The 23,592-nt window shown below is 71.9% G+C and carries 25 protein-coding genes, 2 tRNA genes and 2 pseudogenes; 20 read left to right on the plus strand and 9 right to left on the minus strand.

Annotation, left to right across the window (positions count from 1 at the left end; all coding sequences use genetic code 11):
- Positions 1 to 1,262 (plus strand): annotated as a pseudogene (locus tag MPTA5024_RS19805) (BTAD domain-containing putative transcriptional regulator); the annotation flags it as partial.
- Positions 1,263 to 1,313: 51 nt separating this feature from the next.
- Here MPTA5024_RS19805 and MPTA5024_RS19810 read toward each other — a convergent pair.
- On the minus strand, positions 1,314 to 1,937 hold the full coding sequence (locus MPTA5024_RS19810; RefSeq protein WP_036325589.1) for a hemerythrin domain-containing protein: 624 nt from the start codon (positions 1,935 to 1,937) through the stop codon (positions 1,314 to 1,316).
- A 146-nt stretch (positions 1,938 to 2,083) separates the two neighbouring features.
- On the opposite strand from MPTA5024_RS19810, the gene MPTA5024_RS19815 reads away from it, so the two are divergent.
- From MPTA5024_RS19815 to MPTA5024_RS19860, 10 genes are all read left to right on the plus strand, one after another.
- Positions 2,084 to 2,293 carry a hypothetical protein gene (locus MPTA5024_RS19815; protein WP_036325590.1) on the plus strand — a complete coding sequence of 70 codons (210 nt, stop codon included), beginning with the start codon at positions 2,084 to 2,086 and terminating at the stop codon, positions 2,291 to 2,293.
- Positions 2,294 to 2,381: 88 nt separating this feature from the next.
- Positions 2,382 to 2,828 (plus strand): hypothetical protein, encoded by a 447-nt coding sequence (locus MPTA5024_RS19820; protein ID WP_051458373.1) that lies wholly within the window; start codon positions 2,382 to 2,384, stop codon positions 2,826 to 2,828.
- Positions 2,829 to 2,943: 115 nt separating this feature from the next.
- Positions 2,944 to 3,016 (plus strand) — tRNA-Thr (locus tag MPTA5024_RS19825).
- A 158-nt stretch (positions 3,017 to 3,174) separates the two neighbouring features.
- A tRNA-Met gene (locus MPTA5024_RS19830) sits at positions 3,175 to 3,248 on the plus strand.
- 79 nt (positions 3,249 to 3,327) lie between these two features.
- Positions 3,328 to 3,492 carry a 50S ribosomal protein L33 gene (gene rpmG / locus MPTA5024_RS19835; protein ID WP_036325591.1) on the plus strand — a complete coding sequence of 55 codons (165 nt, stop codon included), beginning with the start codon at positions 3,328 to 3,330 and terminating at the stop codon, positions 3,490 to 3,492.
- Positions 3,493 to 3,859: 367 nt separating this feature from the next.
- On the plus strand, positions 3,860 to 4,309 hold the full coding sequence (locus tag MPTA5024_RS19840; RefSeq protein ID WP_036325592.1) for a MaoC family dehydratase N-terminal domain-containing protein: 450 nt from the start codon (positions 3,860 to 3,862) through the stop codon (positions 4,307 to 4,309).
- A 2-nt stretch (positions 4,310 to 4,311) separates the two neighbouring features.
- Complete coding sequence (locus MPTA5024_RS19845) at positions 4,312 to 4,740, plus strand: MaoC family dehydratase (protein WP_036325594.1); 429 nt, start codon at positions 4,312 to 4,314, stop codon at positions 4,738 to 4,740.
- Positions 4,741 to 4,801: 61 nt separating this feature from the next.
- The gene (locus MPTA5024_RS19850; protein ID WP_036325596.1) at positions 4,802 to 5,239 is read left to right on the plus strand and encodes a hypothetical protein; all 438 of its coding nucleotides are present in this window, start codon (positions 4,802 to 4,804) and stop codon (positions 5,237 to 5,239) included.
- Between the two features lie 218 nt (positions 5,240 to 5,457).
- Positions 5,458 to 6,507 carry a UDP-N-acetylmuramate dehydrogenase gene (locus tag MPTA5024_RS19855; protein WP_036325601.1) on the plus strand — a complete coding sequence of 350 codons (1,050 nt, stop codon included), beginning with the start codon at positions 5,458 to 5,460 and terminating at the stop codon, positions 6,505 to 6,507.
- Positions 6,508 to 6,783: 276 nt separating this feature from the next.
- A complete protein-coding gene (locus MPTA5024_RS19860) occupies positions 6,784 to 7,353 on the plus strand; it encodes a TMEM165/GDT1 family protein (RefSeq protein WP_036325602.1) in 570 nt (189 codons plus the stop codon).
- A gap of 10 nt (positions 7,354 to 7,363) precedes the next feature.
- Here the strand turns inward: MPTA5024_RS19860 and MPTA5024_RS44320 are convergent, their stop codons facing one another.
- Together MPTA5024_RS44320 and MPTA5024_RS41065 are read right to left on the minus strand one after the other, a co-directional pair.
- Complete coding sequence (locus tag MPTA5024_RS44320; protein ID WP_269750606.1) at positions 7,364 to 10,228, minus strand: ATP-binding protein; 2,865 nt, start codon at positions 10,226 to 10,228, stop codon at positions 7,364 to 7,366.
- 178 nt (positions 10,229 to 10,406) lie between these two features.
- A complete protein-coding gene (locus tag MPTA5024_RS41065) occupies positions 10,407 to 10,574 on the minus strand; it encodes a hypothetical protein (protein ID WP_157099568.1) in 168 nt (55 codons plus the stop codon).
- A gap of 272 nt (positions 10,575 to 10,846) precedes the next feature.
- Here MPTA5024_RS41065 and deoC point away from each other — a divergent pair, with 272 nt between their 5' ends.
- The 5 genes from deoC (at position 10,847) to MPTA5024_RS19885 (ending at position 15,130) form a co-directional block, all read left to right on the plus strand.
- A complete protein-coding gene (deoC, locus tag MPTA5024_RS19870; RefSeq protein WP_036325605.1) occupies positions 10,847 to 11,812 on the plus strand; it encodes a deoxyribose-phosphate aldolase in 966 nt (321 codons plus the stop codon).
- A 4-nt stretch (positions 11,813 to 11,816) separates the two neighbouring features.
- Positions 11,817 to 13,244, plus strand: a complete 1,428-nt coding sequence (locus tag MPTA5024_RS19875) for an aldehyde dehydrogenase family protein (RefSeq protein ID WP_036325607.1) — start codon at positions 11,817 to 11,819, stop codon at positions 13,242 to 13,244.
- 215 nt (positions 13,245 to 13,459) lie between these two features.
- Positions 13,460 to 14,326: an aldehyde dehydrogenase family protein gene (locus MPTA5024_RS19880; RefSeq protein WP_036325609.1), complete on the plus strand. Its 867-nt coding sequence runs from the start codon at positions 13,460 to 13,462 to the stop codon at positions 14,324 to 14,326.
- 160 nt (positions 14,327 to 14,486) lie between these two features.
- On the plus strand, positions 14,487 to 14,660 hold the full coding sequence (locus MPTA5024_RS41070) for a hypothetical protein (RefSeq protein ID WP_157099569.1): 174 nt from the start codon (positions 14,487 to 14,489) through the stop codon (positions 14,658 to 14,660).
- On the plus strand, positions 14,657 to 15,130 hold the full coding sequence (locus MPTA5024_RS19885) for a type II toxin-antitoxin system VapC family toxin (protein ID WP_084369814.1): 474 nt from the start codon (positions 14,657 to 14,659) through the stop codon (positions 15,128 to 15,130). Before MPTA5024_RS41070 ends, MPTA5024_RS19885 begins: the two co-directional genes overlap by 4 nt.
- A 9-nt stretch (positions 15,131 to 15,139) precedes the next feature.
- Here MPTA5024_RS19885 and MPTA5024_RS19890 read toward each other — a convergent pair whose 3' ends face one another.
- The 4 genes and pseudogenes from MPTA5024_RS19890 to MPTA5024_RS19905 all read right to left on the minus strand — a co-directional run bounded on the left by MPTA5024_RS19890 (position 15,140) and on the right by MPTA5024_RS19905 (position 18,107).
- On the minus strand, positions 15,140 to 15,415 hold the full coding sequence (locus tag MPTA5024_RS19890) for a hypothetical protein (protein WP_036325611.1): 276 nt from the start codon (positions 15,413 to 15,415) through the stop codon (positions 15,140 to 15,142).
- Between the two features lie 29 nt (positions 15,416 to 15,444).
- Positions 15,445 to 16,506: pseudogene (gene rho / locus MPTA5024_RS19895) on the minus strand (transcription termination factor Rho); the annotation flags it as partial.
- 386 nt (positions 16,507 to 16,892) lie between these two features.
- On the minus strand, positions 16,893 to 17,471 hold the full coding sequence (locus MPTA5024_RS19900; protein ID WP_036325618.1) for a hypothetical protein: 579 nt from the start codon (positions 17,469 to 17,471) through the stop codon (positions 16,893 to 16,895).
- 30 nt (positions 17,472 to 17,501) lie between these two features.
- On the minus strand, positions 17,502 to 18,107 hold the full coding sequence (locus MPTA5024_RS19905; protein ID WP_036325621.1) for a TetR/AcrR family transcriptional regulator: 606 nt from the start codon (positions 18,105 to 18,107) through the stop codon (positions 17,502 to 17,504).
- Between the two features lie 73 nt (positions 18,108 to 18,180).
- On the opposite strand from MPTA5024_RS19905, the gene MPTA5024_RS19910 reads away from it, so the two are divergent.
- The 4 genes from MPTA5024_RS19910 to lipB all read left to right on the plus strand — a co-directional run bounded on the left by MPTA5024_RS19910 (position 18,181) and on the right by lipB (position 21,352).
- A complete protein-coding gene (locus MPTA5024_RS19910; RefSeq protein ID WP_051458375.1) occupies positions 18,181 to 19,140 on the plus strand; it encodes a hypothetical protein in 960 nt (319 codons plus the stop codon).
- Positions 19,141 to 19,301: 161 nt separating this feature from the next.
- Positions 19,302 to 20,327 carry a lysylphosphatidylglycerol synthase transmembrane domain-containing protein gene (locus tag MPTA5024_RS19915; RefSeq protein WP_036325622.1) on the plus strand — a complete coding sequence of 342 codons (1,026 nt, stop codon included), beginning with the start codon at positions 19,302 to 19,304 and terminating at the stop codon, positions 20,325 to 20,327.
- A gap of 105 nt (positions 20,328 to 20,432) precedes the next feature.
- Entirely contained in the window at positions 20,433 to 20,630 is a 198-nt protein-coding gene (locus MPTA5024_RS19920) for a PspC domain-containing protein (RefSeq protein WP_036325623.1), read from the plus strand.
- Between the two features lie 86 nt (positions 20,631 to 20,716).
- The gene (lipB, locus tag MPTA5024_RS19925) at positions 20,717 to 21,352 is read left to right on the plus strand and encodes a lipoyl(octanoyl) transferase LipB (protein WP_051458376.1); all 636 of its coding nucleotides are present in this window, start codon (positions 20,717 to 20,719) and stop codon (positions 21,350 to 21,352) included.
- Between the two features lie 10 nt (positions 21,353 to 21,362).
- Here lipB and MPTA5024_RS19930 read toward each other — a convergent pair whose 3' ends face one another.
- Positions 21,363 to 22,760 carry a hypothetical protein gene (locus MPTA5024_RS19930; protein WP_036325633.1) on the minus strand — a complete coding sequence of 466 codons (1,398 nt, stop codon included), beginning with the start codon at positions 22,758 to 22,760 and terminating at the stop codon, positions 21,363 to 21,365.
- Between the two features lie 107 nt (positions 22,761 to 22,867).
- Complete coding sequence (locus tag MPTA5024_RS19935; RefSeq protein WP_036325635.1) at positions 22,868 to 23,509, minus strand: hypothetical protein; 642 nt, start codon at positions 23,507 to 23,509, stop codon at positions 22,868 to 22,870.
- Positions 23,510 to 23,592: the final 83 nt, after the last annotated feature.

Consider the following 23,592-nt stretch of genomic DNA (forward strand, 5'->3'; position numbering starts at 1 on the left):
CGCTGGACGCGCTCGGCCTGCTCGCGGAGCCGCCCGCGGACACCCGGATCGACCTGCTGTGCCGCCTGGTGTCCGCGCTGGCGCACGCCGGCGAGGTGGAGACGGCGGTCGCGACCCGGGACGCGGCGCTGGCCGCCGCGCGCGGGACGGGCGACCGGCGGGCGATCGCCCGGGCCGCCACGGCGTTCGACGCGCCGATCATCTGGACGATCCAGCCCGAACGGCGGTTCGAGCGCGAACTGGTGCGGGTCATCGAGGACGCGATCCGCGACGAGACCGGGGAGCTGCGCTGCCGCCTCCTGTCCGCCCTGTGCCACGAGGTCGAGGGACACGATCCCGGACGGCTCGAGTCGGCGAGCGTGGAGGCCCTGGCCATCGCCCGCGACCTCGGCGACCCCCGCCTGCTGTGCACGGCGCTCAACGCCCGCTACTGGGCCTGCCTCGGTCCCGGCAGGCGCGACGAGCTGGAGGAGCTCGGCCGCGAGCTGCTGGAGGTCTCGACCGCGGCCGGGCTGCTGGGCCACCGGATGCTGGGGCACGTGGCGCTGTGCATGGTCGCGCTCGGCCGCAACGACTGGGCCGAGGCCCGCCGGCACGCCGACCAGGCCGTCGAGCACTCCACGAGCGGCCAGCTCGGCCTCGCCCTCGGCATCCTCGCGTTCCTCGACGCCGTTCACCTGCTGATCCGCGGGGAGTTCGAGCGGGCGGAGCACGCCTACACCCTGCTGGGGGAGCGGATAGCCGAGACGGGCGGCGGCGCCAGCGGGCACCTCATGGGGGTGTGGTGCCGGTTCGCGGTCCGTCTCGTCGTCGGGCGCGGCCACGAGTCCGTGGACGAGATCGCCCCGGTGTGGCGGCGGATACCGACGGTGACCGACGAGATCTACACCCGCGCGCTCGTCGCCGCCGGACGCCTGGAGGACGCGGCGGCCGTCTGGTCCCCCGTGCGCCTGCCGAGCGCCGACTACAGCTGGCTGATGATGATGGTCCTGCGGGCCGAGAACGCGATGGCGCTCGGGGCGCGGGCGGCGGCCGAGGAGTGCTACCGGCTCCTCCTGCCGGCGGAGGGCGAGATGGGCGGGCTGAGCATGGCGTCGGTCACGCTCGGGCCGGTGGCCCACACGCTCGGCGATCTCTCGGTGTACCTCGGCAGGCCCGGGGCCGCCGCCGGCCACTACGCGCGGGCGGCGGAGGTCGCCCGGCGGATCGGCTCACCGCACTGGGAGGAGGCGGCCCTTCGCGCGCTCGCCGGGGTCTCCTGACCCGGGCGGCCTCGGTCACGTGGCGAGGCGTGGTCACAGGGCGCCGGGTGGTCAGGGGGCGCCGAAGACGAGGCGCTCGCGGCGGCGGTGGCCGGGGCGCAGCAGGGCGAGCAGGAGCACCAGCACGGGGCCCGCCAGCTTCCGCAGCTCCGCCATCTCGGACGGCTGTACGTACCGCTCGATACGGGGCAGCTCGAAGCGGATGTCGCCGCCCTTCTGGGCCGCCTTCTCCACCTGCTCCCAGTCCCCGGCCGAGACGTGCCCCAGGATAACGGGGAACAGCAGCCGCTCCTCCTCCTCGATGTGCTCGTCGAGCAGGTCGGCGAGGCGGGCGAGCGGCTTCGCCAGGGCGGCCGGGTCCCCGGCGGCAGCGGTGATCTCGTTCAGCAGCGGGTCGAGGGCCGAGTGGTCGTCGGTCAGGTCGCTCAGGTCCACCTCGGCGCCGGCGGAGCGGACGATGACGGGCCAGAGCACGTCGTCCTCCGTCTTGTGGTGGTGGTGGATCCCTGCGCACAGCTTGACGACGTAGTCGCGGATCGCGGCCGCGCGCCGGGCGTCGCAGGCCTGCCGGCCCTCGGCGATCGCGCGGGTGGTCTCCGCCAGCCGGCGGGAGTCGCCCCGCATGGTCCGGTGGCCGAGGCGGAAGCCCAGCAGGTTGGGAGTGGTGGCGGACATCGGGTGACCTCTCGTTGCGTCTCGATGGTGTACGACCACCGTGCGGGAGGACACTTGGCGTTCGTTAGGTCCGCACTTAAACCCGGTCCCTATGGGACGAGTGTCATTTCAAGATATGCTGGGGAAATCCGATAGCTTGTTCCCCTATGGACAGGCGATGGGTGGGGCCCGACGGGCTCGAGATCGTGCCGGCGCACCGCGCCGGCCGCCAGGTCCTCCGTCTCCGGCGGCACGGCCTCGTCGTGGCCGACTGCCTGTCCGTCGAGGAGGTCGCCCGTTACGTCGATCTCGCCGACCTGTGCGAGGTCATCGCGCTGCCCGGGGCCCGGCAGGACGCCCGCGCCGCCGTACGCTGACCGTCACGGGATGACCTAGAGTCACAGATCGACGCCGAAGCGTAACTGTGATCGTGGATGGGCACCACACCCCGTGAGAGGGGATCCGATGCGTCTGCCCAGCCCGACCGTGCGCCCGGCCGCGACAGCGGCGTGCGCGATCACCGTGGCCGCGCTCGGCCTCACGGCGGCCGGCTGCGGCGCGCCGGAGACGGCCGCGGCCGGTGAGCCGCCGATCTACGTGCTCAACTTCCACAACGCGGAGCGGGGCCGCGCCGACCGGCGGCCGGCCGACCTCGTGCTGTCGGAGTTCAGCACGCTCACGAAGGTGACCTGGCGGACCTGGGGGCCGTCCGGCGCCACCGGGGCCGGCAAGCTCAGCGGCACCTGGTGCCTGCCCCGCTGCGCCACGGCGCCGTACGACGCGACGGTGACGCTCAGCGCGGTGGTCCCGGTCCGCGGGAACGGCTATTTCACGAGGTACCGGGTCCGGGCGAGGCTGCCTGCGGACGAGCGCGCCCAGGCCGACCTGGACGGGGTCCTGCCGACGCCCTGAGCCGGTACGGGCGGGTCCCGCCGCCGCTCGGAGGCGCCGCTGTTTGATTTCGCATCGGCCGTCGGGGACGTGTATGGTTACACCTGTCCGCGACGCGCGAGCGCACACCGGGCACGCCCCTATAGCTCAGTCGGCAGAGCGTCTCCATGGTAAGGAGAAGGTCAACGGTTCGATTCCGTTTGGGGGCTCTGGCCGGAAAGTCCTGTCCGAGGTCATCGGATGGGGCTTTTGGCTTGGTGGGGGTCTCTCCCCATCGGAAGACCGATCTCGATCACGGCATATCCCGTTGAGGGAAAGCCGTCCAGGTCGGGTATCCTTGCGTGGCCGGTTCCCGTTTTCCGGCCAAGGCGGAGTAGCTCAGTCAGGCAGAGCAAGCGGCTCATAATCGCTGTGTCGCCGGTTCAAGTCCGGCCTCCGCTACTACCCGCGCCGGCCGCCCCCGAAGGGTGGCTCCGGCCCGGGTTGTCCAGTAGTCCCGAACGCAGAAAGGCACTCCCACGTGGCTGCCACAGACGTTAGGCCGAAGATCACGCTGGCCTGCCAGGAGTGCAAGCACCGCAACTACATCACGCGGAAGAACCGGCGCAACGACCCGGACAGGCTTGAGCTGAAGAAGTACTGCCCCAACTGCAAGACGCACCGGGCGCACCGCGAGACCCGCTGACCCGGATCCGTCCGCGGCCCCTCGCGTGAACGGGGCCGCCGGGCCCGTGCGGCGCATCCGCGCACGCGCATCCTCGGGACGCCGTGGCGCGCGTCAAGCGCCGCCCCTCCTCAGGGTCGCGGTCTATCGCGATCTTCACATAGATACGTACGCGGACGGCCGGCGTTCCCGCCTGGGAGCGCCGGTTTGTCGTGTCCGGACAGGGAACGGCCCGCGATCGTTGGCGCCGCCCGACAGCCCCGTCTGAGCGCCCCGGCCACTAGCGTGGACAGTCGCCGGCGGGGGCGCTGCCGCCTCACGACAGCGGAACCTTGTTCTGTTACCGTCGGCCGCAGAGGTCTGGCGCAGCAGCGAAGGAGTCCCGCCGATGGCGTTGAACCGCGATTTCGTCGGGCGGACGTACGAGTCGTCCGCTCCCTACGAGGTCAGTCGCGTGAAGATCAGGGAGTTCGCCGCCGCGATCGGCGAGACGAACCCGGTGTGCCACGACCGGGACGCCGCGGTGGCGGCCGGGCACCCCGACCTGGTGGCCCCGCCGACCTTCCCCATCGTGTTCAGCCTGTCGAGCACCGGCGGCGCGCTCGCCGACCCCGGTCTCGGGCTCGACTTCTCCATGGTCGTCCACGGCGAGCAGCGGTTCGAGTACGACCGGCCGATCTACGCCGGGGACGAGCTCGTGTGCACCTCGACGATCACCGAGATCCGCAGCGTCGGCCGCAACGAGTTCCTGACCCTGCGCAGCGACGTCAGCACCACGTCCGGCGAGTCGGTCTGCCGGACCTACAACACCATCGTCGAGCGCGGAGGGGCGGCGTGACCATGGCTGCGACGGTCAAGTACGACGAGGTGGAGGCGGGCCAGGAGATCCCGGCCGTCGAGTACCCCGTCCACCGGGTCGACCTCGTGCGGTACGCCGGGGCCTCGGGCGACTTCAACCCGATCCACTGGAACGAGCGCTACGCCAAGGCGGTCGGCCTGCCCGACGTCATCGCGCACGGCATGTACACGATGGCCCAGGGCGGGCGCTTCGTCACCGAGTGGGCGGGTGATCCGTCGGCCGTCGTCGACTTCGGGGTGCGGTTCTCCTCGATGGTGGTCGTCCCCGACGACGACGCCGGCGCGACGATCAGGATCAGCGGCGTCGTGGAGGAGAAGCTCGAGGACAAGCGCGTGGTGGTCGTGCTGACCGCCAAGTCGGGCGACGCCCGGGTGCTGTCCAAGGCTCGCGCCGTCGTCCAGCTGTCCTGAGCGGCCCGTACGGCCCGGGCGGGGCCGATTGGGTGCGGCGCCGCTGGGTAGCGGTGGGGACGTGAGCGAGCGAACCAGACAGACCGACCGGGCCGGCGAGACCGAGGGTGTGGTGGACGAGCCGGTCACGAGCCAGAAGAAGTGGCCCCACGACGCCGAGACGGCGGAGCAGAGCCAGCCGGGCGGCCACGCCGCGACCGCGCCGGGGATGCCGCCGCCCCGGGCCGAGAACGCCCGGCAGGCCGCGGGCGCCGCGGGCGAGGAGGCCGTCACCGAGGTCAAGCGGGACGTCGCGCCCGGCGGGACGATCGAGACGGCCCTGACGGAGTCGGGCACGGCCTCGATGGTCGCCTCCCAGCTGCTGTGGGACGGCAGCTCCGCCACCTCGCGGATCGACGCGGTCATCGCCGGCGCCCAGAACGACGCCCAGAACGACGCGGCGGAGGACGCGGCGGAGGACGGCCGGGGCGAGACCGGCGGGGCTCCCGGGGGACGGTGAACCCGGCGCGGGGCGAGAGGGCGGCGGGAAACCGGATCACCGACCTGTACGGCCGGTCCTGACTATTCTGTTCGTCGGGACGTTCCGGATACTCCCGGGCCGCATTCCGGCTTCCGGGCATGCCGTTGGGAACGGGCGAGGCCCGGCGTCCCCGGCCGGCGCGGGTCCACCGCCGCCTGGCGGGTTCCCGTCGTGCTGAGGAGACGCTGAGGGTGCGCATGGCTGAACGGCTGGCAGGGGTACGGCTCGCGCCGTACACGACGATCCGGGTGGGCGGCCCGGCCAGGGCGTTCGCCGAGGCCCGCTCCCAGGACGAGCTCGTCGGGATCGTGGCGGAGGCCGACCGCGAGGGCGAGCCGGTCCTGATCCTGGGCGGCGGCAGCAACCTCGTCGTCGCCGACGAGGGCTTCGACGGGCTCGTGGTCCGGGTGGCCGGCACGGGCGTCGAGGTGGCCGCCGACGGCGACCGGGTGACGGTCACCGCCCAGGCGGGCGAGGACTGGGACGCCCTGGTCGCCCGCTGCGTCGAGGAGGGCTGGTCGGGCGTGGAGTGCCTGTCCGGCGTCCCCGGGCTGGTGGGGTCCACCCCCATCCAGAACGTGGGCGCGTACGGGCAGGACGTCTCGCAGACCGTCACCGGCGTGCGCGTCTACGACCGGATGACGGGGGAGACGGCCGACCTGACGGCGGCCGAATGCGGCTTCGCCTACCGCGACAGCGCGTTCAAGGCCGACCCGGGCCGCCACGTGGTGCTGTCGGTGACGTACGCGCTGGAGCGCGGAGAGCTGTCCGGCCCGGTGGCCTACAAGGAGCTGGCCCAGCGGCTCGGAGTGGAGATCGGCGAGCGGGTGCCGCTGGCCGAGGTCCGGGAGGCGGTGCTGGCCCTGCGGCGCGGCAAGGGCATGGTGCTCGACCCGGACGACCCCGACACCCGCAGCGCGGGCTCGTTCTTCACCAACCCCGTTTTGGACGCCGCGGAGGCGGCCGACCTGGACAGGCGCGCCCCCGGCCACCCCCGCTGGGACATGCCGGACGGGACGGTGAAGGTGCCGGCCGCGTGGCTGATCGAGAACGCCGGGTTCCCGAAGGGATACGAGAAGGGCGCGGTACGGATCTCGACCAAGCACACGCTGGCCCTGACCAACCCCACGGGCGAGGCGGGCGCGGCCGACCTGCTCGCGCTGGCGCGGGAGGTCCGCGAGGGCGTGCAGGAGAAGTTCGGCGTGCTGCTCGTGAACGAGCCCGTCCTGGTCGGTGTCACGCTCTGACCGGTTTTTACCCTCGATGTCCGGTGCTCGGGGACGGTCCGGCCGCTGGAGCCCGTTAGACTCTGACGGAACACCGAAGGGGAGTAGTCCCGAATCCACTGATCGACATACTGGCCCGAGCCGTCCCCGGTTCGTACGGCCCGGTCGTGGAGCCCCCGTGGCGGACGAGACCTTCGGCCCGACAGCGACGCGTACGCCGCCGGGCCGAAGTCGCGTGCCCGAAACTCCCCGGGTGTGAGACGGCGGCCCGGTCGCGCCCCACCGGAAAGGCCGTCCGTGCAAGCCCTCTGGATCTCCCTCGTGGTCGTCTTCGTCGCCGAGCTCGGCGACAAGAGCCAGCTCATGGCCCTCACCTTCGCGACCAGGTTCAAGCCGCTGCCCGTCCTGGCCGGCATCACCGCGGCCACCGCGCTCGTGCACCTCGTGAGCGTCGCCCTCGGCCGTCTGGTCGGCGACGCCCTCCCCACCACCGCCATCTCGATCGTCGCCGGCCTGGCGTTCCTCGGCTTCGCCGCGTGGACGCTGCGGGGCGACGAGCTCACCGAGGAGGAGTCGGGCAAGGCGGCCAGGACGACGCGCAACGCGTTCATCGCGGTCGCCGTCGCGTTCTTCCTCAGCGAGCTGGGCGACAAGACCATGCTCGCGACGATCACGCTCGCCACCCAGCACGGCTGGTTCGGCACGTGGATCGGCTCCACGGTCGGCATGGTCGCCGCGGACGCGCTCGCCATCCTCGTCGGCCGCTTCGTCGGCGCGCGGCTGCCCGAGAAGTGGATCCGGTACGGCGCGGCCGCGGCCTTCGCCGTCTTCGGGGTGGTCCTCCTCCTGGAGCCGCTGCTGGCGTAGCCGGCCGGGCTCAGCCGAGCAGCTGCAGCCGGTGGGCCGCGGCGGCCGCCTCGCCCCGGGTGGAGACCCCGAGCTTGGGCAGGATGTTCGACACGTGGACGCTGACGGTCTTGGCGGAGATGAACAGCTCGGCGGCGATGTCCCGGTTGCTCCGCCCGGCCGCCACGAGCCGGAGGACCTCCAGCTCGCGGGGGGTCAGCGCGGCGGGGTCGTCGGCGGGCCGCGCCGTCTCGGACAGGGGGGCGCCGACGCGGCGGGCCAGCGTCTCGATCTGCGTCCTCAGCGGGTCGGCCCGCAGAGCCTCGGCCAGCGGGCACGCCTCACGCAGGCGGGCCGTCGCCCCGTCGCGGTCGCCCGCGGCGGCCGCCACCCCGGCGGCGTGCAGCAGCGCCTTGGCCCGTACGTAGGGGCGGCCGAGCCGCTTCCACTCCTCGGCGGCCGCGTCGAAGTCGCCCTGGTAGACCAGGCGGAACGCCCTGCCCACCGGGCCGTCCTCGGTCATGTCCGCGGCGAGCTCCTCGGTCCGGGCGCGCACCGCCGCCACTCTCGCGCCGTCGACGGGCTCGGCCGCGTCGCACACGCTCCTGATGGCGGCCAGCAGCCGCCAGCCGAGCATGGCCTTGCGTGACAGCGGCGGGTCGTCCAGCGCCACCTCGGCCACCTCGACGGCCTTCAGCGGCTTGCCCCGGAGCATGAAGTACGCGATCAGCAGCCGGGTGTTGTTCGTCCACTCCTGGGTCTGCTCCTCGGGCTGCGGGGAGAACGCGCCGACCTCGGCGAGGATGCCGTGGGCAACCTCCTCCTCGCCGCGGGCGATCGCGATGTCCGCCCTGACCCGGAGCATGTGCCAGCGGTTGCGCGGGGACGGGCCCATGGTGAAGGCCCGCTCGATGATCTCGATGGCCTCGTCCCACCTGCCCAGCGACTCCAATGCCTCGGCCCGGTTGTTGGCGATGAACACGCCCTGGTGCCGGTACCGGCCGTACCTCCGGGCCAGCTTCTCGCCCTCCAGCGCGAGCTCGACGGCCTCCTTCGAGCGGCCGAGGTTGTCGAGGGCGTCGACGTTGTTGGCGAGCGCGCGCAGCACGATGCGGGGCGCGTTGAGCCGGGTGCCGATCGCCAGCGCCCGCTCGTTCGTGGCGAAGGTGAGCTCCAGGTCGCCCGAGACGGAGTGGCCCAGCGCGAGGTTCATGAGGAGGTCGGCCTCCTGGCACTCGTCGCCGGTCTCCCGGGCGTAGCGCAGCGCCTCCTCCGTGACGGCCGTGCCCTCCACCACCCGGTCGGTGCACATGAGTATGGTGCCGAGCCGGGTGAGCACGAGCGTACGGGTGTCGCTCGGCCGCGGGACCAGGCGCTCGGCGCGCCGCAGGTCCTCCACCGCCCCCGGGCGGCCCTTGTGCTGCTTGATGTCCGCCATCCGGACCATCAGCTCGGCCACCCGCTCGGGTGTGGTCCGCTCGTCCAGCTCGTGGAGCGCCCCCCGGACGAACTTCATGCTGCGTTCCATGTCGCCGCTGACGTACGCGGCCTCCGAGGCCCGCTCCAGCACCGTGCAGTGGTCGACGCCGATGCGCTCGGCGGCGTCGGGGACCTTGTCCCACAGCGTCAGCACGCGTTCGAGGAGCTGGATCTGCTCGGTGTACGCGAACGACTTGGCCGCCTTCTGGGCCGCCTCCCAGGCGGAGATGAGCGCCCACAGGTCGTCGCGGGCCGAGTACCAGTGGTGGGCGATCTCTATCGCCGCCCGGCCGTGCGGCACGAGCGTGCGGTCCCTGTCGATCTCCTCGGCGTACCGCGCGTGCAGGCGGGCGTGCTCGCCGGGCAGCAGTTCGTCGTGGACGGCCTCGCGGATCAGCGCGTGCCGGAAGGTGTACGCCCGTCCGTCGGCCACCTGCAGCACGTTGGCGGCGATGGCCGGCCGCAGGGCGTCCTCCAGGTCCACGTCGGACAGGCCGCCGACGGCCGCGAGCAGGTCGTGGCCCACCCGCACGCCTCCGGCGGCGGCGATGCGCAGCACCCGCTGGGTCTCCTCCGGCAGCCGCTCGACCGAGCCGATGATCAGGTCGTGCAGGGAGTCGGGGAACGAGCAGTCGCTGCCGGAGTCGAGCAGCGCCTCCACGAACAGCGCGATGCCGCCGCTACGCTCGAAGACCTGGTCGACCCGGGCGAAGTCGGGCGTCACGCCGAGGATGCCGGCCATCTGCTCGGCGACCTCATCCTGCGTGAAGCGCGGCAGGTCGACCCTGATGACCCCGTTCACCCGGGCCAGCTCGGCCAGCACCGGCCGCAGGGGATGCGTGCGGTGCAGCTCGTCCGACCGGTACGTCATCACCATCAGGACGGGCGCGGTCCTGAGGTTGCGGCTGAGGAACGCGATGAGGTCGCGGCTCGACCGGTCCGCCCAGTGGAGGTCCTCGATGATGAGGACCACGGGCCGCCGCTCGGCCAGCCGTTCCAGCAGCGTGAGGATGAGCTCGAACAGCCGCGCGCGGGCCGACTCGCTTTCGCCGTCGCCGCTGGGCTCGCCGAACTCGGGCAGCAGCCGGGCGAGGTCCCGCCCCGCGCCGTCCGGCAGCAGGGCCGCCACCTCGGCCGCGCTCGTCTCGCGGACGAGCTGGCGCAGCGCGGCGGTGAACGGCGCGTACGCGAGGCCCTCGGCGGACAGTTCCACGCAGCCCCCGACGAGCACGTGGGCGCCGTCCTGCTCGGCCTGCTCGGCGAAGCGGCTGACGAGGCGGGTCTTCCCCACGCCCGCCTCACCGCCGATCAGCGCCGCGGCGGTGGCCTGCTTTCGAGCCTGGTCGTAGGCCTCTCCCAACGTCTCGAGTTCGGCGCCCCGCCCGACGAAGACGGGGCTGACAGCCCGGCGCGTCATGTCGTTAAGCATGTCATGCCCTCTGTATGGCTTCGCCTGATTTATTGGGGAGGTTCGCGTTGCCCGCTCGCCCTCCCGCCGCCTCCGTCAGGCCGCTCAGGGCGGCGGCCCGGAACGGCTCAGGGCGGCTGGAAAGCCCGGCCGGGAGGGAGGTTCCGGCCGGGCTTCCTGATGCGGCTCACGACGTGCGAAGCTTGCCGAAGGCGGCGCGCAGGCGGCGGTTGCCCGACTGCTGCTGCGCCTTCCTGGCGGCCTGCGCCTCGCGGACGCGCCGGTGGCTGGCCGCCTCCTGCTGGAGCTCAGCGGCGCGGTTGATGACGAACTGGTAGTGGAGTTCGGGACCCATCACGGTGTCTCCTTGTGTGCGCTTTTCCTTTACACACTCAAGGTTCGGTCTAAGGCCCCCACCCCCACATCGGGCGGATGCCTTATCTCCGGGAGGTCCTGCGGCGTAGGACCTCTAAGGCGGCCCCTCGGACGCCTTAGACAGGCGTAGGGCGGTCTGAGCACCTGCTCGGGGCCACTCCGGCCAGAGCTGCCAAAAATCGCGGGGCCGTCTCGGCTGCGGTCGGTTTGGAATCATTCACACTGGTCGGCGATGCTGGACCCGTGCCAACTTTGACTACTCCGCTCGCGGAGGTCGCCTCTTCCACCTCGACGTTGCGGGCGTTCCTGCACGGCCTTCCCGGGGTCGACCGGGTGGGCGCGGACGCCAGGGCCGCGATGCTGGGCACCCGATCGATCAAGACCACGGCCAAGAAGCAGGCCATCGACCTCGCCATCCGCATGATGGACCTCACGACCCTCGAGGGCGCGGACACCCCCGGCAAGGTCAGGGCCATGTGCGCCAAGGCGGTGCGGCCCGACCCCACCGACGCCTCCGTTCCCCCGGTGGCGGCGGTGTGCGTGTACCCCGACCTCGTCCCGACCGCCGTCCAGGCGCTCGCCGGGTCCGGCGTGAAGGTGGCCTCGGTCGCGACCGCGTTCCCCAGCGGCCGTTCGTCCCTCGAGGTGAAGGTGGCGGAGACCGGGCTCGCGGTGGCGGCCGGGGCGTCCGAGATCGACATGGTGATCGACCGGGGCGCGTTCCTGGCGGGCGACTACCTGAAGGTGTACGAGGAGATCGCCGCGGTGAAGGCCGCCTGCGGTCCCGCCGGAGGCGCGCACGACGAGCCGGGCGCGCATCTGAAGGTGATCCTGGAGACCGGCGAGCTCGCGACGTACGACAACGTGCGCCGGGCCTCCTGGCTCGCGATGATCGCGGGCGCCGACTTCATCAAGACCTCCACCGGCAAGGTGTCGCCGGCGGCGACGCTGCCCGTGACGCTGGTCATGCTGGAGGCGGTGCGCGACTTCCTGCGGACCACCGGCCGCAAGGTGGGCGTGAAGCCCGCCGGCGGCATCCGGACGACCAAGGACGCCATCAAGTACCTCGTGCTGGTGAACGAGACGGCCGGGCCCGACTGGCTCGACCCCGACTGGTTCAGGCTGGGCGCGTCGTCGCTGCTCAACGACCTGCTCATGCAGCGCCAGAAGATGGCAACCGGCCGCTACGCCGGCCCCGACTACTTCACCCTGGACTGAGGGCATGTTCGAATACGCACCCGCGCCCGAGTCGCGGGACATCGTCGACATCAAGCCGTCGTACGGCCTGTTCATCAACGGCGAGTGGGTCGAGCCGCAGAGCGAGGAGCGGCACAAGACCGTCAACCCGGCGACCGAGGAGGTCCTCTCCGAGATCGCGTGGGCCGGCGAGGCCGACGTCGACCGGGCCGTCGAGGCGGCCAGGAAGGCGTTCGCCACCTGGTCGGCCGTGCCGGGGTCCGAGCGCGCCAAGTACATCTTCCGGATCGCCCGGATCATCCAGGAGCGGTCGCGCGAGCTGGCCGTCCTGGAGTCGCTCGACAACGGCAAGCCGATCCGCGAGTCGCGCGACGTCGACCTGCCGCTGGTGGCCGCCCACTTCTTCTACTACGCGGGCTGGGCCGACAAGCTGTCGTACGCCGGGTTCGGCCCCGACCCGCGGCCGCTCGGGGTGGCCGGCCAGGTCATCCCGTGGAACTTCCCGCTGCTGATGCTGGCCTGGAAGATCGCCCCGGCGCTCGCCTGCGGCAACACGGTCGTGCTGAAGCCCGCCGAGACGACGCCGCTGACGGCCCTCGCCTTCGCGGAGATCTGCCGCCAGGCCGACCTGCCGCCCGGGGTGGTCAACATCGTGACCGGCGCCGGCGAGACCGGCTCGGCGCTCGTCCGCCACCCCGGCGTCGACAAGGTGGCCTTCACCGGCTCGACCGAGGTCGGCCGCCTGATCGCCAGGAGCGTCGCCGGGACCCGCAAGAAGCTCACGCTCGAACTCGGCGGCAAGGCCGCGAACATCGTGTTCGAGGACGCGGCCGTCGACCAGGCGGTCGAGGGCATCGTGAACGGCATCTTCTTCAACCAGGGCCACGTGTGCTGCGCCGGCTCCCGCCTGCTCGTGCAGGAGTCGGTCGCCGAGGAGGTGCTCGACGCGCTCAAGCGCCGGCTGGCCACGCTGCGGATGGGCGACCCGCTCGACAAGAACACCGACATCGGCGCGATCAACTCGGCGGCCCAGCTCGCCAAGATCCGCGAGCTGTCCGAGGCCGGCGAGTCGGAGGGCGCCGAGCGCTGGTCGCCGCCGTGCCCGATCCCCGACAAGGGGTTCTGGTTCCCGCCGACCGTGTTCACCGGGGTCGCCCAGTCGCACCGCATCGCCCGCGAGGAGATCTTCGGGCCGGTGCTGTCGGTGCTGACGTTCCGCACCCCGGCGGAGGCGATCGAGAAGGCCAACAACACGCCGTACGGGCTGTCGGCCGGCGTCTGGACGGAGAAGGGCTCGCTCATGCTGTGGGCCGCGTCCCGGCTGCGCGCGGGCGTCGTCTGGTCCAACACGTTCAACCGGTTCGACCCGGCCTCGCCGTTCGGCGGCTTCAAGGAGTCGGGGTACGGCCGCGAGGGCGGGCGCCACGGTCTGGAGGCGTACCTTGCCGTGTGACGACAGGCACCACGAGGGCCCTTCGTGCCGGTGCGACCACCGGCGGCGCCGCAGGCTCGCCCGCCGCGCCGAGGCCGGGGCGGGCAGCGGCTACTCCCGCGGCCGCCGGTCCCGGCGCTTCGCCGTCCGCCACGGCTGGTTCGCCCACCGCGGCGGCGTCTGCCGGTGCGGCCAGACCTACCAGCCGGCCCGTCCACTCCAGATTGGATCCTTCGATGAGTGAGCGTCTCGCCGTGCGCAAGACGTACAAGCTGTTCATCGGCGGCGCGTTCCCGCGATCCGAGAGCGGAAGGTCGTATGTCGTGACCTCCTCCAAGGGCGACTTCCTCGCGAACGCGTCCCGGGCCTCGCGCAAGGACGCCAGGGACGCCGTCTCGGCCGCCCGCAAGGCGTTCCCCGGCTGGTCGGGCGCCACGGCCTACAACCGGGGCCAGGTGCTCTACCGCGTGGCCGAGATGCTGGAGGGCCGCCGGGCGCAGTTCGCGGCCGAGATCGCCGACGCCGAGGGCGTGGGCGCGCGCAAGGCCGGCGAACTGGTGGACGCCGCCGTCGACCGGCTCGTCTGGTACGCGGGCTGGTCCGACAAGATCGGCGCCGTCCTCGGCTCGGCCAACCCCGTCGCCGGGCCGTACTTCAACCTGTCCAGCCCCGAGCCCACCGGCGTGGTGGCCGTGGTCGCCCCGCCGCTCGGGTCGCTGGCGGGCCTGGTCGGCGTGATCGCGCCGGTCATCGTGACGGGCAACACGTGCGTCGTGATCGCGCCGGAGCGGGCGCCGCTGCCGTCGATCACGCTGGCGGAGGTGCTGGCCACCTCCGACGTGCCGGGCGGCGTGGTGAACATCCTGACCGGCTCGGCGGCGGAGATCGCCCCCTGGCTGGCCGGCCACATGGACGTCAACGCCGTCGACCTCGCAGGCGCCGACCCCGACCTGGCCGTGACCTGCGAGGAGCTGGCCGCCGAGAACCTCAAGCGGGTCGTGCGCCCGCCGGTGGCTCCCGTCGACTGGCTGGCCGACCCCGGCACCGACCGCATGACCGCCTTCCTGGAGACGAAGACGGTCTGGCATCCCATCGGCACCTGACCCTCCACGGCGTCCCCGGCCCCCGGCCGGGGACGCGGTAGGCGTTCTTCACGGCGACGACCATCATCACTTCAAGTAACGGTATGGTGGCGATGTGTCGAACAATGCCCATGTCCAAATGGTCCTCGGAGGCTCTGGCGTGCCTGTCTATGCTGGAGGCATGAGCGAAGAGGAGCCCATCGACTACGAAGCCGTCCGGCGGCGCTTTCCGTGGGTCGGGCTGGGAGAAAGCGGCGAACACGACCTGTCCACCCGCTATCGCGAGATCATGGCAGAGGCCCGTAAGAATCGGGAGGTCGTGGAGGCGATCGACGCTGTCCGCCTCAGCGCATGAAGGGTTTGCCGTGCGACTCGGGTCCCCTGATCGCCACTTTCGATCCTGGTGACAGGTTTCACGCCCGATGCACACGGCTGCTCATGACGTGGCCTGGCCGTCTCGTCATTCCCGAGCCGGTTCTCGGCGAGACCTGCAATTTCCTGCGCAACAACGTCCGGAAGGGCGCGGAGCTGGAAGCCGCCCTGCTTGAGGCGGTCACCGCGCACGAGGGCGATTTCGTCGTCGTCGGCCCTACTGCGGAAGATCGCCAGCGTGCCTCCCAGCTCGTCCGCCGTTTGGTCACCGCTCCCATGGGCTACGTCGACGCAACGGTCCTCGCCATGGCCGAACGGCTTTCCATCACCGATGTCGCCACGACCGATGCCAAGTTCGTCGGATTGGCGCACGGCGTCTCCCGGATCACTCCCCTCGCATGGCCGTTCCAGGAGTACGCCGGCTGGCCTGCTCAACGGGCCAGAATCACCTGACTGAGCGACTCAGCCGCGGTGGACGAGCTCGGCGACGGTGACGCGGTAGTGGTAGCGGGCGGTCAGGCCGATCACCATGGTGATCCAGCTGTCCTCGCCGACCTTGTAGACGGCCCGTTCCTGGGTGAAGGACGGATGCCGGGGCGAGTACCGCATCGCCAGCTCGGCGGCGATGGCCCGGGCCTCCTCCCGGCCGCCCTCGACCTCGTAGATGTCGGAGATCCGCCACTCCTTGCGCTCGCCGGCGCCCATGTTCTCCTCGATGAGGACCCGCCACTGGCTCATACCGCGATCATGCCGAATCCGCCCGGCGTTCACGCGCCGTTGAGGCCGAGAAGCAGCTCCGCGTTCGACCGGGTCTCCTTCAGGCGGGCCAGGAAGGGCTCGAACGCCTCCGGGTCGTGCAGGGCCCGCCGCAGCTTCCGTACGAGGACCAGCTCGGCGGGGTCGAGGAGGAGCTCCTCGCGGCGGGTGCCCGAGCCGGTGACGTCGACGGCCGGGAAGACCCGCCGCTCGGCCAGGCTCCGGCTGAGCCGCAGGTCCATGTTGCCGGTGCTCTTGAACTCCTCGAAGAGGTTGTCGTCCATCCGCGACCCGGTCTCGACGAGCGCGGTCGCGAGGACGGTGAGCGACCCGCCGTCCTCGACGTTGCGGGCCGCGCCCAGCACGCGCTTGGGCGGGTGGACGGCGCGCACGTCGATGCCGCCGGTGAGGATGCGGCCGCCGCTCGGGGCGGCCATGTTGTACGCCCGGCCGAGGCGGGTGATCGAGTCGATGAGGACGACGACGTCGCGGCCGTTCTCGACGAGCCGCTTGGCCCGCTCGACGGCGAGCTCGGTCATGGCGATGTGGTCCTGCGGGACGCGGTCGAAGGTGGAGGCGAGCACCTCGCCCTTCACCGACTCCCGCATGTCGGTGACCTCCTCGGGCCGCTCGTCGACGAGGACGACCATGAGGTGGCACTCCGGGTGGTTGGCGCTGATGGCGTTGGCGACGGCCTTGAGCAGCAGCGTCTTGCCGGCCTTGGGCGGGGCCACGATCAGGCCGCGCTGGCCCTTGCCGATGGGCGCGACCAGGTCGATGACCCGGGTGGCCAGCAGGCCGGGAGCGGTCTCCAGGCGGAGCCGCTCGTCGGGATGGACGGGGACGAGGTCGGCGAAGTCCGGCCGGAGCCGGCCGGGCTGCTCGCCGTTGACGGTGCCGACGGCGGCGAGCCTGCCGCCGACGGCCGTCCCGTGGACGACGTCCCCGCGCCGCAGCCCCTGGGACGCGACCAGGGCGGGCGGCACGGTGACGTCCTTCGGCCCGGGCAGGTAGCCCTGGGTCCGGATGACGGCGTTCCTGCCGGTGATGTCGAGGAGCCCGGTGACGGTGACGGGGCTCTGCGGGGGCCGCGCCGTACGGGCGGGCTCGCCGGCGCTCCGGGCGGCACGCTGCCGGGGAGCGGTTGTGATGGTGGTCATGGCGACTCCTGGAAGAAGAAGGGTGAACGGAGCCCGCGGACCTGTGAACGGGGACGGGCGCCGGGCATGCCGGGAAGGACGCCGGGACATGCCGGGGCCGGTCGCGGCGGGCGAGGCGTCGCGGGACGGCGGGCGGTCGACGAATCGTGGTGGTGATCGATGCGACGACGCCGGGAGTCGCGCGATGGTGCGGAGAATCAGGGGGAGCCACCGCATGTGCCCGGAAACCGGGCCAGAACCATGCGGCTCACCGTCGACTATAACAGCCGCGGCTTCGCGGTGATTCCCCCAAGAGACGATCAGCGGGCCTGGAGGGCGTCCAGGGCCACGGCCATGGCGATGACCAGGCGCCGGTCGACGCGGGGGTCGTGGATGTCGATGAGGTAGCGGTCGCGCAGCCCCCACCGGCGGTCCACGGAGAAGGCGATGGACGCGCCGATGCTGAAGTCGAAGTGGTACGGCAGCCAGGACAGGGAGTCGGCGAACCGGCGCAGCAGGGCCACCGGGAGGTTGCGCTCGTGGCCGGTGAGGGTGGGCAGGCCGGGCTGCTGGAGCTGCCAGGTGGAGCGCAGGAGCGACCGGCCGAAGTCCTTGCGGAACATACCGATCGGGGTGCCCGAGTCGTCCACCACGTCGTACTCGCCGGCGAGGTCGATGACCTTGCGGGCCTTGAACCCGGCGAGCGGCCGCTCCCGGGACTCGTCCGTGTAGATCGTCACCTGTTCCTTGAACGCCATCCGCTTCTGCTCGGCGAAGGCGACGACCGGGCCCTCCGATCCGTCGGGCTGTGCCACATGGACGACGTACCGGTTCACCATCATGGTGATCTTCTGACGCAGGAACAGCCTGGTCTGCGCCTGGAGCGCCGCAATATCCATGTGTATCTCCATAGAGCCTCTGTTGGAAGGCTATATGCCCCCATCGAGCGGAAGATCACCAGTGAGATAGCGCTGGATCGCCGGCGCCACGCACCGGACGAGTTCGTCCCTGCCGAGCTTCGCCAGCGGCTCGATCTCCAGCACGTACCGGGCGAAGGCGACGCCGATCAACTGCGCCCCGGCGAGGATGCCGCGGGTGTCGGCGCGCTCGACGCCGAGCCGCCGGGTCATCGGGAGCAGCACCTTCTGGGTGACGAACTCCTTGAGCATCGCTGCGGCCGCGGGGGAGGACGCCGCCGCGCTCATGACGGCGCGCAGGCGGGGGCCGTGCACCGGGTCCTCCCAGAGCGACACGTACCGGCCGACCAGGCGCTCGCCCAGGCCGTCAGGGTCGCCCTCGAACGCCTCGACGAGCAGGCCCAGAGGGATCTCGCCCGCCCGGATCGCGGCCTCGAACAGGCCGTCCTTGCTGCCGAAGAAGTGCATGACGAGCGCCGGATCGACGCCGGCCACCCGGGCCACCCCCCTGATCGTGGTCCCGGCGTACCCGTCCTCGGCGAACGCCCGCATCGCCGCGTCGAGGATCGCCTCCCGTGTCTGCGGTGTGCCGGGCCGCCGTCCGCTCCTGCTCTCCATGGGGCTATTCAACCACGATGAATTCATCTATGTTGAACTCAACAGCGTTGAAGTCAACAGATGGAGAATTCCAGTGATCCGGAAGACAGTGGCGGTGATCGTGCTGGTCACCGCCCTCGCGGCGGTCTTCGTGGCCTCGTTCCTCGGGGCGTTCCACGCGCCCCGCCCCCACGACGTGCCGGTGGCCGTGGTCGGCCCCGCCCCCGTCGTGGCCACGTTGCGGGCCGCGCTCGACGCCCGCGTCCCCGGCGCGTTCGCCCTCACGCCGTACGCGGACGAGCGGGCGGCCCGCGACGCGCTGGCCGCCCGCGAGGTCGACGCCGTGCTGGCGCCCCAGGCGGGCCGCCTCGTGGTCGCGAGCGCGGCCGGGCGGACCGGTGCGACCGTCGTGACCGAGGCGTTCCAGGCGGCGGCCCGGGCGCAGGGCCGCCCGCTTACCGTGGAGGACGCGATCCCTCTGCCGGCCGGGGACGCCGGCGGCATCTCGGGCATGTTCTACGTGCTCGCCCTGGTCGTGCCGGGCATCGCGGTCGCGCTGCTGTTGTCGAGGGCGGCGCCCGGGCTCGGCGCCGGCGGCCGGCTCACGGCGCTCGTGTCCGCGGCCGTCGTCGCGGGCGCGGTCAACGCCTGGCTGGCCGACGTCGCGTTCGGCGCGCTCCCCGGTCACCTGCCCGCGCTGGCCGCGGTGTCGGCGGCCGTCGTCCTCGCCATCGCGCTGGCCGCGGCCGGGCTGAACCGGGCCGCGGGCCCGGCGGGAGTGGGCGTGGCCGCGCTGCTGTTCATCCCGGTGGGGCTGCCCGCGAGCGGCGGCCCGCTCGGCGCCCGCTTCATCCCCCAGTGGTACGCCGCCGTGGGCCAGGTCCTCCCGGTGCGCCAGGCGGCCGACGCGGTCAGGAATGTCGTCTCGTTCGACGGCGCGGCGCTGGGCGTGCCGCTGCTCGTGCTCGGCGGCTGGGCGCTGCTCGGAGTGGTCCTGCTCACGTTGCCCGAAAGGCGGAAGGCACCCGCCCCCGAACCGGTTCTGGTCGGGTGAGATCCTCGGATGGTCTTGCCGGAATCCGGAAGCGCCGGGCGGCCCAGATGCCCTGGTTCGGGCATCGTCCCCGCCCCGGCGCCGGGGGGACGATTCCGGTGACGGGCACGGCTCGCGGCCGCCAGAAGGGACGGGAGTCGTGCAGAGTAGAAGGAGTGGCGATGTCTCCGCGGTGGCGATACGCACTGGCGCTCGGGGTGGCGGCGCCGGCGCTGTACCTCCTGAAGGACCGCCTGCCCGGCGAGGACGCGGTGGTGCGCGCGCTGACGGGTCTCGACCCCATCTGGCTCGGGGCCGCCGTGCTCGCCGAGGCCATGTCGATGAGCACGTTCGCCCGGCTGGTCCGCCGGCTCCTCGCGGTGGGCGGGACACGGCTCACGATGCCCCGGGCGGTGGCCCTCACCTACGCCCGCACGGCGGTGTCCAACTCGCTGCCCGCCGGGCCGGTGCTGTCGCTCGCCTACGTCACCCGGGAGCTGTCCCGCCTCGGGGCGGCCAAGCCGCTCATCGCCGCCACGCTGGTGCTGAGCGGCGTCTACTCGACGGCGACCTTCACCCTGCTGGGGGTGGTGGCCCTGCTCGCCGAGCCCGCGACCCGGCCGTACGCGCTGGCCGTCGCCCTCCTCCTGCTCGCCGTCGCGTCCGCCATGGTCCGGCTGCACCTCCACCCCGTACGCGACTGGATGCGGCGGCACTCCCCGGCGGTGCTGGAGCAACTGCGGGCGGCGCGCGAGGCGATCCGGCCGGGCCGCCGCGACCGGGTGGTCCTGGCCGGGCTCGCCCTGGCGAACTGGGGGCTCGACATCGCCTGCCTGGGCTTCGTCTGCGCCGCGGCCGGGGTCAGCATAAGCCCGCCCACCGTGCTGTTCGGGTACGTGGCCGCCAAGGCCGCCGCGATCCTCGCGCTGATCCCGGGCGGGCTGGGCGTCGCCGAGTTCGGCCTCGGCGCGACGTTCGTCGCCGCCGGGGTGACGGGCGGGGCGGCCGCCGCCGTGGTGCTCCTCTACCGGCTCATCTCCTACTGGGCCGTGCTCGTGACCGGGTGGCTGGCCTGGGCGCTGCTGCTCGACCGGGTCCGCGCCGCCCTCGTCCAGGCAGGTCACTGGGGATGGACGGCGCTGCTGCGCATGGGCGCCGCCATGGGCCCCTGCGCCGCCCTGTACGGCTACCGCGACCTGCCCCGGTAGCCAGGATGTCCCATCCCTGAGGGAGTCGGGGTTTTCTCAGGGTCTCCGGTGGGAGTGGGATCTCACGGCGGCTCGTTGACCGTGATGACGAAGGGGGCTACCACCATGTACCGATCGAGGCAGCACAAGATCATCGCCGGCGTCTGTGGCGGCATCGCGGAGCGCTTCGGCATGACGCCGACGGCCGTGCGGCTGCTGTTCCTGCTCTCCTGCCTGCTGCCCGGCCCGCAGTTCGTGATTTATCTCATCATGTGGCTGTTCGTGCCCAAGGCGCCCGAGCGCGTGGGCTACGGCTACCGCTGACGGCTCCCGTGGGAGCCGTGAGCTCGGCCTGGGCGCGTCCGCGTCCGGGCCGCGCTCTATGCTCGCAGGGGAAGAGGTGACGTGAAATGCGGCAACGGCCCCTGACGCTGGTCCAGGACGAACTGGTCGACTACGAGAAGGCCATGGAGCGCATGGCCGCCCTGGTCGAGGAACGGCAGGACGACGCGCGGCCCGACACGCTCTGGCTGCTCAGTCATCCGTCGGTCTTCACGATCGGCAAGCGGACGCTCCAGTCCCACCTCCCCGACCCCTCGCACGGCATCCCCGTCGTGCCGACCGGGCGGGGCGGCCAGCTCACCTACCACGGCCCCGGCCAGCTCGTCGGCTACCTGATCGTGAAGCTCCGCCCGGACGAGGGCGTCGTGGACTACATCCGCGAGGTCGAGCTGCGGCTGGTGGAGGCGCTCGCGGCGCTGGGTGTCCCGGCCGAACGGCGGGACACCCCGCCCGGCTCGGAGCTGCTGACCGGGGTGTGGACGAGGGAGACCGGCCGCAAGATCGTGTCCATCGGAATGCGGGCCAGCCGCTCGGTCACCAGCCACGGCTTCGCGCTCAACGTCGACGGCGACCTCACGCCCTGGCGCCTCGCCGTCGCCTGCGGCATGCCCGACGTGGAGATGACCTCGGTCGTCCACGAGGCCGGCCACGGCTCGATGGACGAGGCCCGCCGCGTGATCGCCGACGCGTTCGAGGCGTCCTGACCGGCCCTGATCAGGAGTCGCGCACGGCGGCCAGCCACGCCTGCCAGAACCGCGACGTCTTCGGCAGGGCGAACGGCTGGTCCTCCAGGCCGATCTCATGCAGCGCGTCGAAAAGCGAGTCGCTGCCGGTGAACCCCATGAGCGTGCGTTTCTTGACGATCGTGAGATAGAGCTCAAGGGCTTTGGCCTGGCCGTAGGTCAGGTGGACGTACCGGAAGATCGACCACCCGAGCGCGTAGTTGAACCCTCGAGACGTGTCGTCGTAGAAGTGGTTGTTGTCGGGGAGATCATCGCGGAACAGGCCGCGCCGCATGCCGTCCTTGACGATCTGGATCAGCGTCTGCCGCTTGGCGGGCGCCTCCAGCGTCTCGACGTAGCCGGCGAAACCCTCCGACGCCCATCGAGGCACCGCGGCGCCGTCGTCCTCGCCGCCGTTCAGCCCCTTCAGGAGGGTGTCGACGGTCTGGACCGCCGTGCTGATGGCGTGCGTGATCTCGTGCTTCATCACTTCGTACGGATCACCTCCGCCGAGCTTGGACGAGAGATTCACCACGATCCGGGAGCCGGCGTATCCGGCCGGCCCCGAGACGCCGCTGTCCAGCGACTCGGGCAGGGAGATCTCGACCCCCTCCGACCACGACGGTGTCCCGGCACCGAACCATCTCCGATAGCTGCTGGACCGGGTGGTCAGGAAGAGCGCGAAGGCGTCTGGCGCCGGATTGGAGCCCCATACGCGGCGAACCGCTCTGCTCGCCTTGGCCGCTACCCGGACGTACGACTCGAAGTCGTGCACGGACCCGTCGGTGGCGAGGATCACGTCGCCGGTCCGCTGCACCCGCAGGGGCGTCAGGTCCCACGGGCAGTCGTAGACGACGTCGGACCCCTCCTTGTCCGGTCCGACGTCGATCAAGCGGAGGCTCTTGTCGTCGACGATCTCGAAGACGTAGAAGTACTGGCCGGCGCTCGTCGCCCTGTCCACGCCGCGGAGCCGGGTCATCAGCCGCATGGCGAAGGCGACCGTCTTCTGTGGGAGATCCTTGCGGAACGTCATCGGCTTCGCGTAGAGCGGCGCGCCGCCGTACTCCACCAGCTTGAGTGTCTCGAAGTCGAACTTCCGGAAATTGGCGAAGACCATGCGCTCGTGCTTCAGCAGCGCGGCGTTGGCGGTGTCCACGTCCTTGAGCCAGGCCGCCACGTCGCCGGACTTCAGGGCGGCCGTCCGCCTGGCCGCCATCTGCTTCACCAGGGGAACCATCTCCGTGGCCGACATCGTCTTCGGCGGCCTGTCGATGAGGCCGCAGCCGCTCAGGAGGAGGGCGGATCCGGTCAGGGTCAGCAGGGCCTCGCGGCGGGTGGGGGACACGTCGTGGCTCTCCATGGTGACCGGCGGGTTGGGACCGCTGATCATGATATTGCTCTGATTCCAGACATCCCGTATGGGCGGAGGGTCAGGGGGGCGGTCCGCACGGCCCGCAGGCCGTCCATGAGGACCGCGAGCAGCCGGTCGGTGCCGGCTCAGGCGGGCAGAGCGGCGGTGCGGCGCGCCCGCCAGAGCGCGAGGCCGAGCCAGACGCCGCCCGCCGCGATCAGCGCGCCGTGCGCCATGCGGAGCGCCGGCGTGCCGAAGAACTGCGGGAGGAACAGCACGAAGCCCGCCGCGAGCGGGACGCCGCTCCACCGCGGCAGCGTGCCCGAACGCCAGACCGCCACGGCCGCCATGACGGCGCCCACGGCGAGCAGCAGCAGCCCGGCCCCGAACAGGGTCATCGCCACCGGGCCGTACCGGAACTGGTCGGCCAGTTCCAGCAGCGAGGCGTCTTGGTCGCGCACGGCGCGACCCCCGATGACGTTCAGGCCGAACACCTCGGCACCGTAGTAGGGCAGCGTGAGCCCCACGCCGATCCAGGTAGCCACGACGGCGCGCAGCGCGAGGCGCCGGCCGAGCACGAGGTGCAGGCCCAGCAGGCCCAGGGTCAGCAGGATGAAGCCCCCCACGGCGAACAGGTGGGCGGCCATCCAGGCGGACGAGGCCATGGCCCGGGCCCCTGCCATCGACTTCTCGTCCGAATAGGGCCGGACCACCGGATACAGCAGGAACAGGATTCCGGCTCCGATGAGGGACAGGGCGCTCGATCGCGCGGGGGGAACGGCGGTCATCTCAGCACTCCCATACGGCAATGTGGCTTCATCGCTCTGATTCGAGAGCAATGCTCTCGAAATGGATTGACGATGTCAATATG

Origin of the sequence: Microbispora sp. ATCC PTA-5024, from assembly GCF_000511135.2 — a bacterium.
Lineage (GTDB): Bacteria > Actinomycetota > Actinomycetes > Streptosporangiales > Streptosporangiaceae > Microbispora > Microbispora corallina.

Bases quoted from the DNA above. Each gene is read 5' to 3' on its own strand.
- lipB (WP_051458376.1), top strand. From the start codon at position 20,717: ATGCGGCAACGGCCCCTGACGCTGGTCCAGGACGAACTGGTCGACTAC.
- MPTA5024_RS19875 (WP_036325607.1), top strand. From the start codon at position 11,817: ATGTTCGAATACGCACCCGCGCCCGAGTCGCGGGACATCGTCGACATC.
- MPTA5024_RS19855 (WP_036325601.1), top strand. From the start codon at position 5,458: ATGGCTGAACGGCTGGCAGGGGTACGGCTCGCGCCGTACACGACGATC.
- MPTA5024_RS19915 (WP_036325622.1), top strand. From the start codon at position 19,302: ATGTCTCCGCGGTGGCGATACGCACTGGCGCTCGGGGTGGCGGCGCCG.
- MPTA5024_RS19920 (WP_036325623.1), top strand. From the start codon at position 20,433: ATGTACCGATCGAGGCAGCACAAGATCATCGCCGGCGTCTGTGGCGGC.
- MPTA5024_RS19885 (WP_084369814.1), top strand. From the start codon at position 14,657: ATGAAGGGTTTGCCGTGCGACTCGGGTCCCCTGATCGCCACTTTCGAT.
- MPTA5024_RS19815 (WP_036325590.1), top strand. From the start codon at position 2,084: ATGGACAGGCGATGGGTGGGGCCCGACGGGCTCGAGATCGTGCCGGCG.
- MPTA5024_RS19905 (WP_036325621.1), bottom strand. From the start codon at position 18,107: ATGGAGAGCAGGAGCGGACGGCGGCCCGGCACACCGCAGACACGGGAG.
- MPTA5024_RS19930 (WP_036325633.1), bottom strand. From the start codon at position 22,760: ATGATCAGCGGTCCCAACCCGCCGGTCACCATGGAGAGCCACGACGTG.
- MPTA5024_RS19900 (WP_036325618.1), bottom strand. From the start codon at position 17,471: ATGGATATTGCGGCGCTCCAGGCGCAGACCAGGCTGTTCCTGCGTCAG.
- MPTA5024_RS19840 (WP_036325592.1), top strand. From the start codon at position 3,860: ATGGCGTTGAACCGCGATTTCGTCGGGCGGACGTACGAGTCGTCCGCT.
- MPTA5024_RS19935 (WP_036325635.1), bottom strand. From the start codon at position 23,509: ATGACCGCCGTTCCCCCCGCGCGATCGAGCGCCCTGTCCCTCATCGGA.
- MPTA5024_RS19810 (WP_036325589.1), bottom strand. From the start codon at position 1,937: ATGTCCGCCACCACTCCCAACCTGCTGGGCTTCCGCCTCGGCCACCGG.
- MPTA5024_RS19880 (WP_036325609.1), top strand. From the start codon at position 13,460: ATGAGTGAGCGTCTCGCCGTGCGCAAGACGTACAAGCTGTTCATCGGC.
- MPTA5024_RS19890 (WP_036325611.1), bottom strand. From the start codon at position 15,415: ATGAGCCAGTGGCGGGTCCTCATCGAGGAGAACATGGGCGCCGGCGAG.
- MPTA5024_RS41070 (WP_157099569.1), top strand. From the start codon at position 14,487: ATGAGCGAAGAGGAGCCCATCGACTACGAAGCCGTCCGGCGGCGCTTT.
- MPTA5024_RS19845 (WP_036325594.1), top strand. From the start codon at position 4,312: ATGGCTGCGACGGTCAAGTACGACGAGGTGGAGGCGGGCCAGGAGATC.
- MPTA5024_RS41065 (WP_157099568.1), bottom strand. From the start codon at position 10,574: ATGGGTCCCGAACTCCACTACCAGTTCGTCATCAACCGCGCCGCTGAG.
- MPTA5024_RS44320 (WP_269750606.1), bottom strand. From the start codon at position 10,228: ATGACGCGCCGGGCTGTCAGCCCCGTCTTCGTCGGGCGGGGCGCCGAA.
- MPTA5024_RS19820 (WP_051458373.1), top strand. From the start codon at position 2,382: ATGCGTCTGCCCAGCCCGACCGTGCGCCCGGCCGCGACAGCGGCGTGC.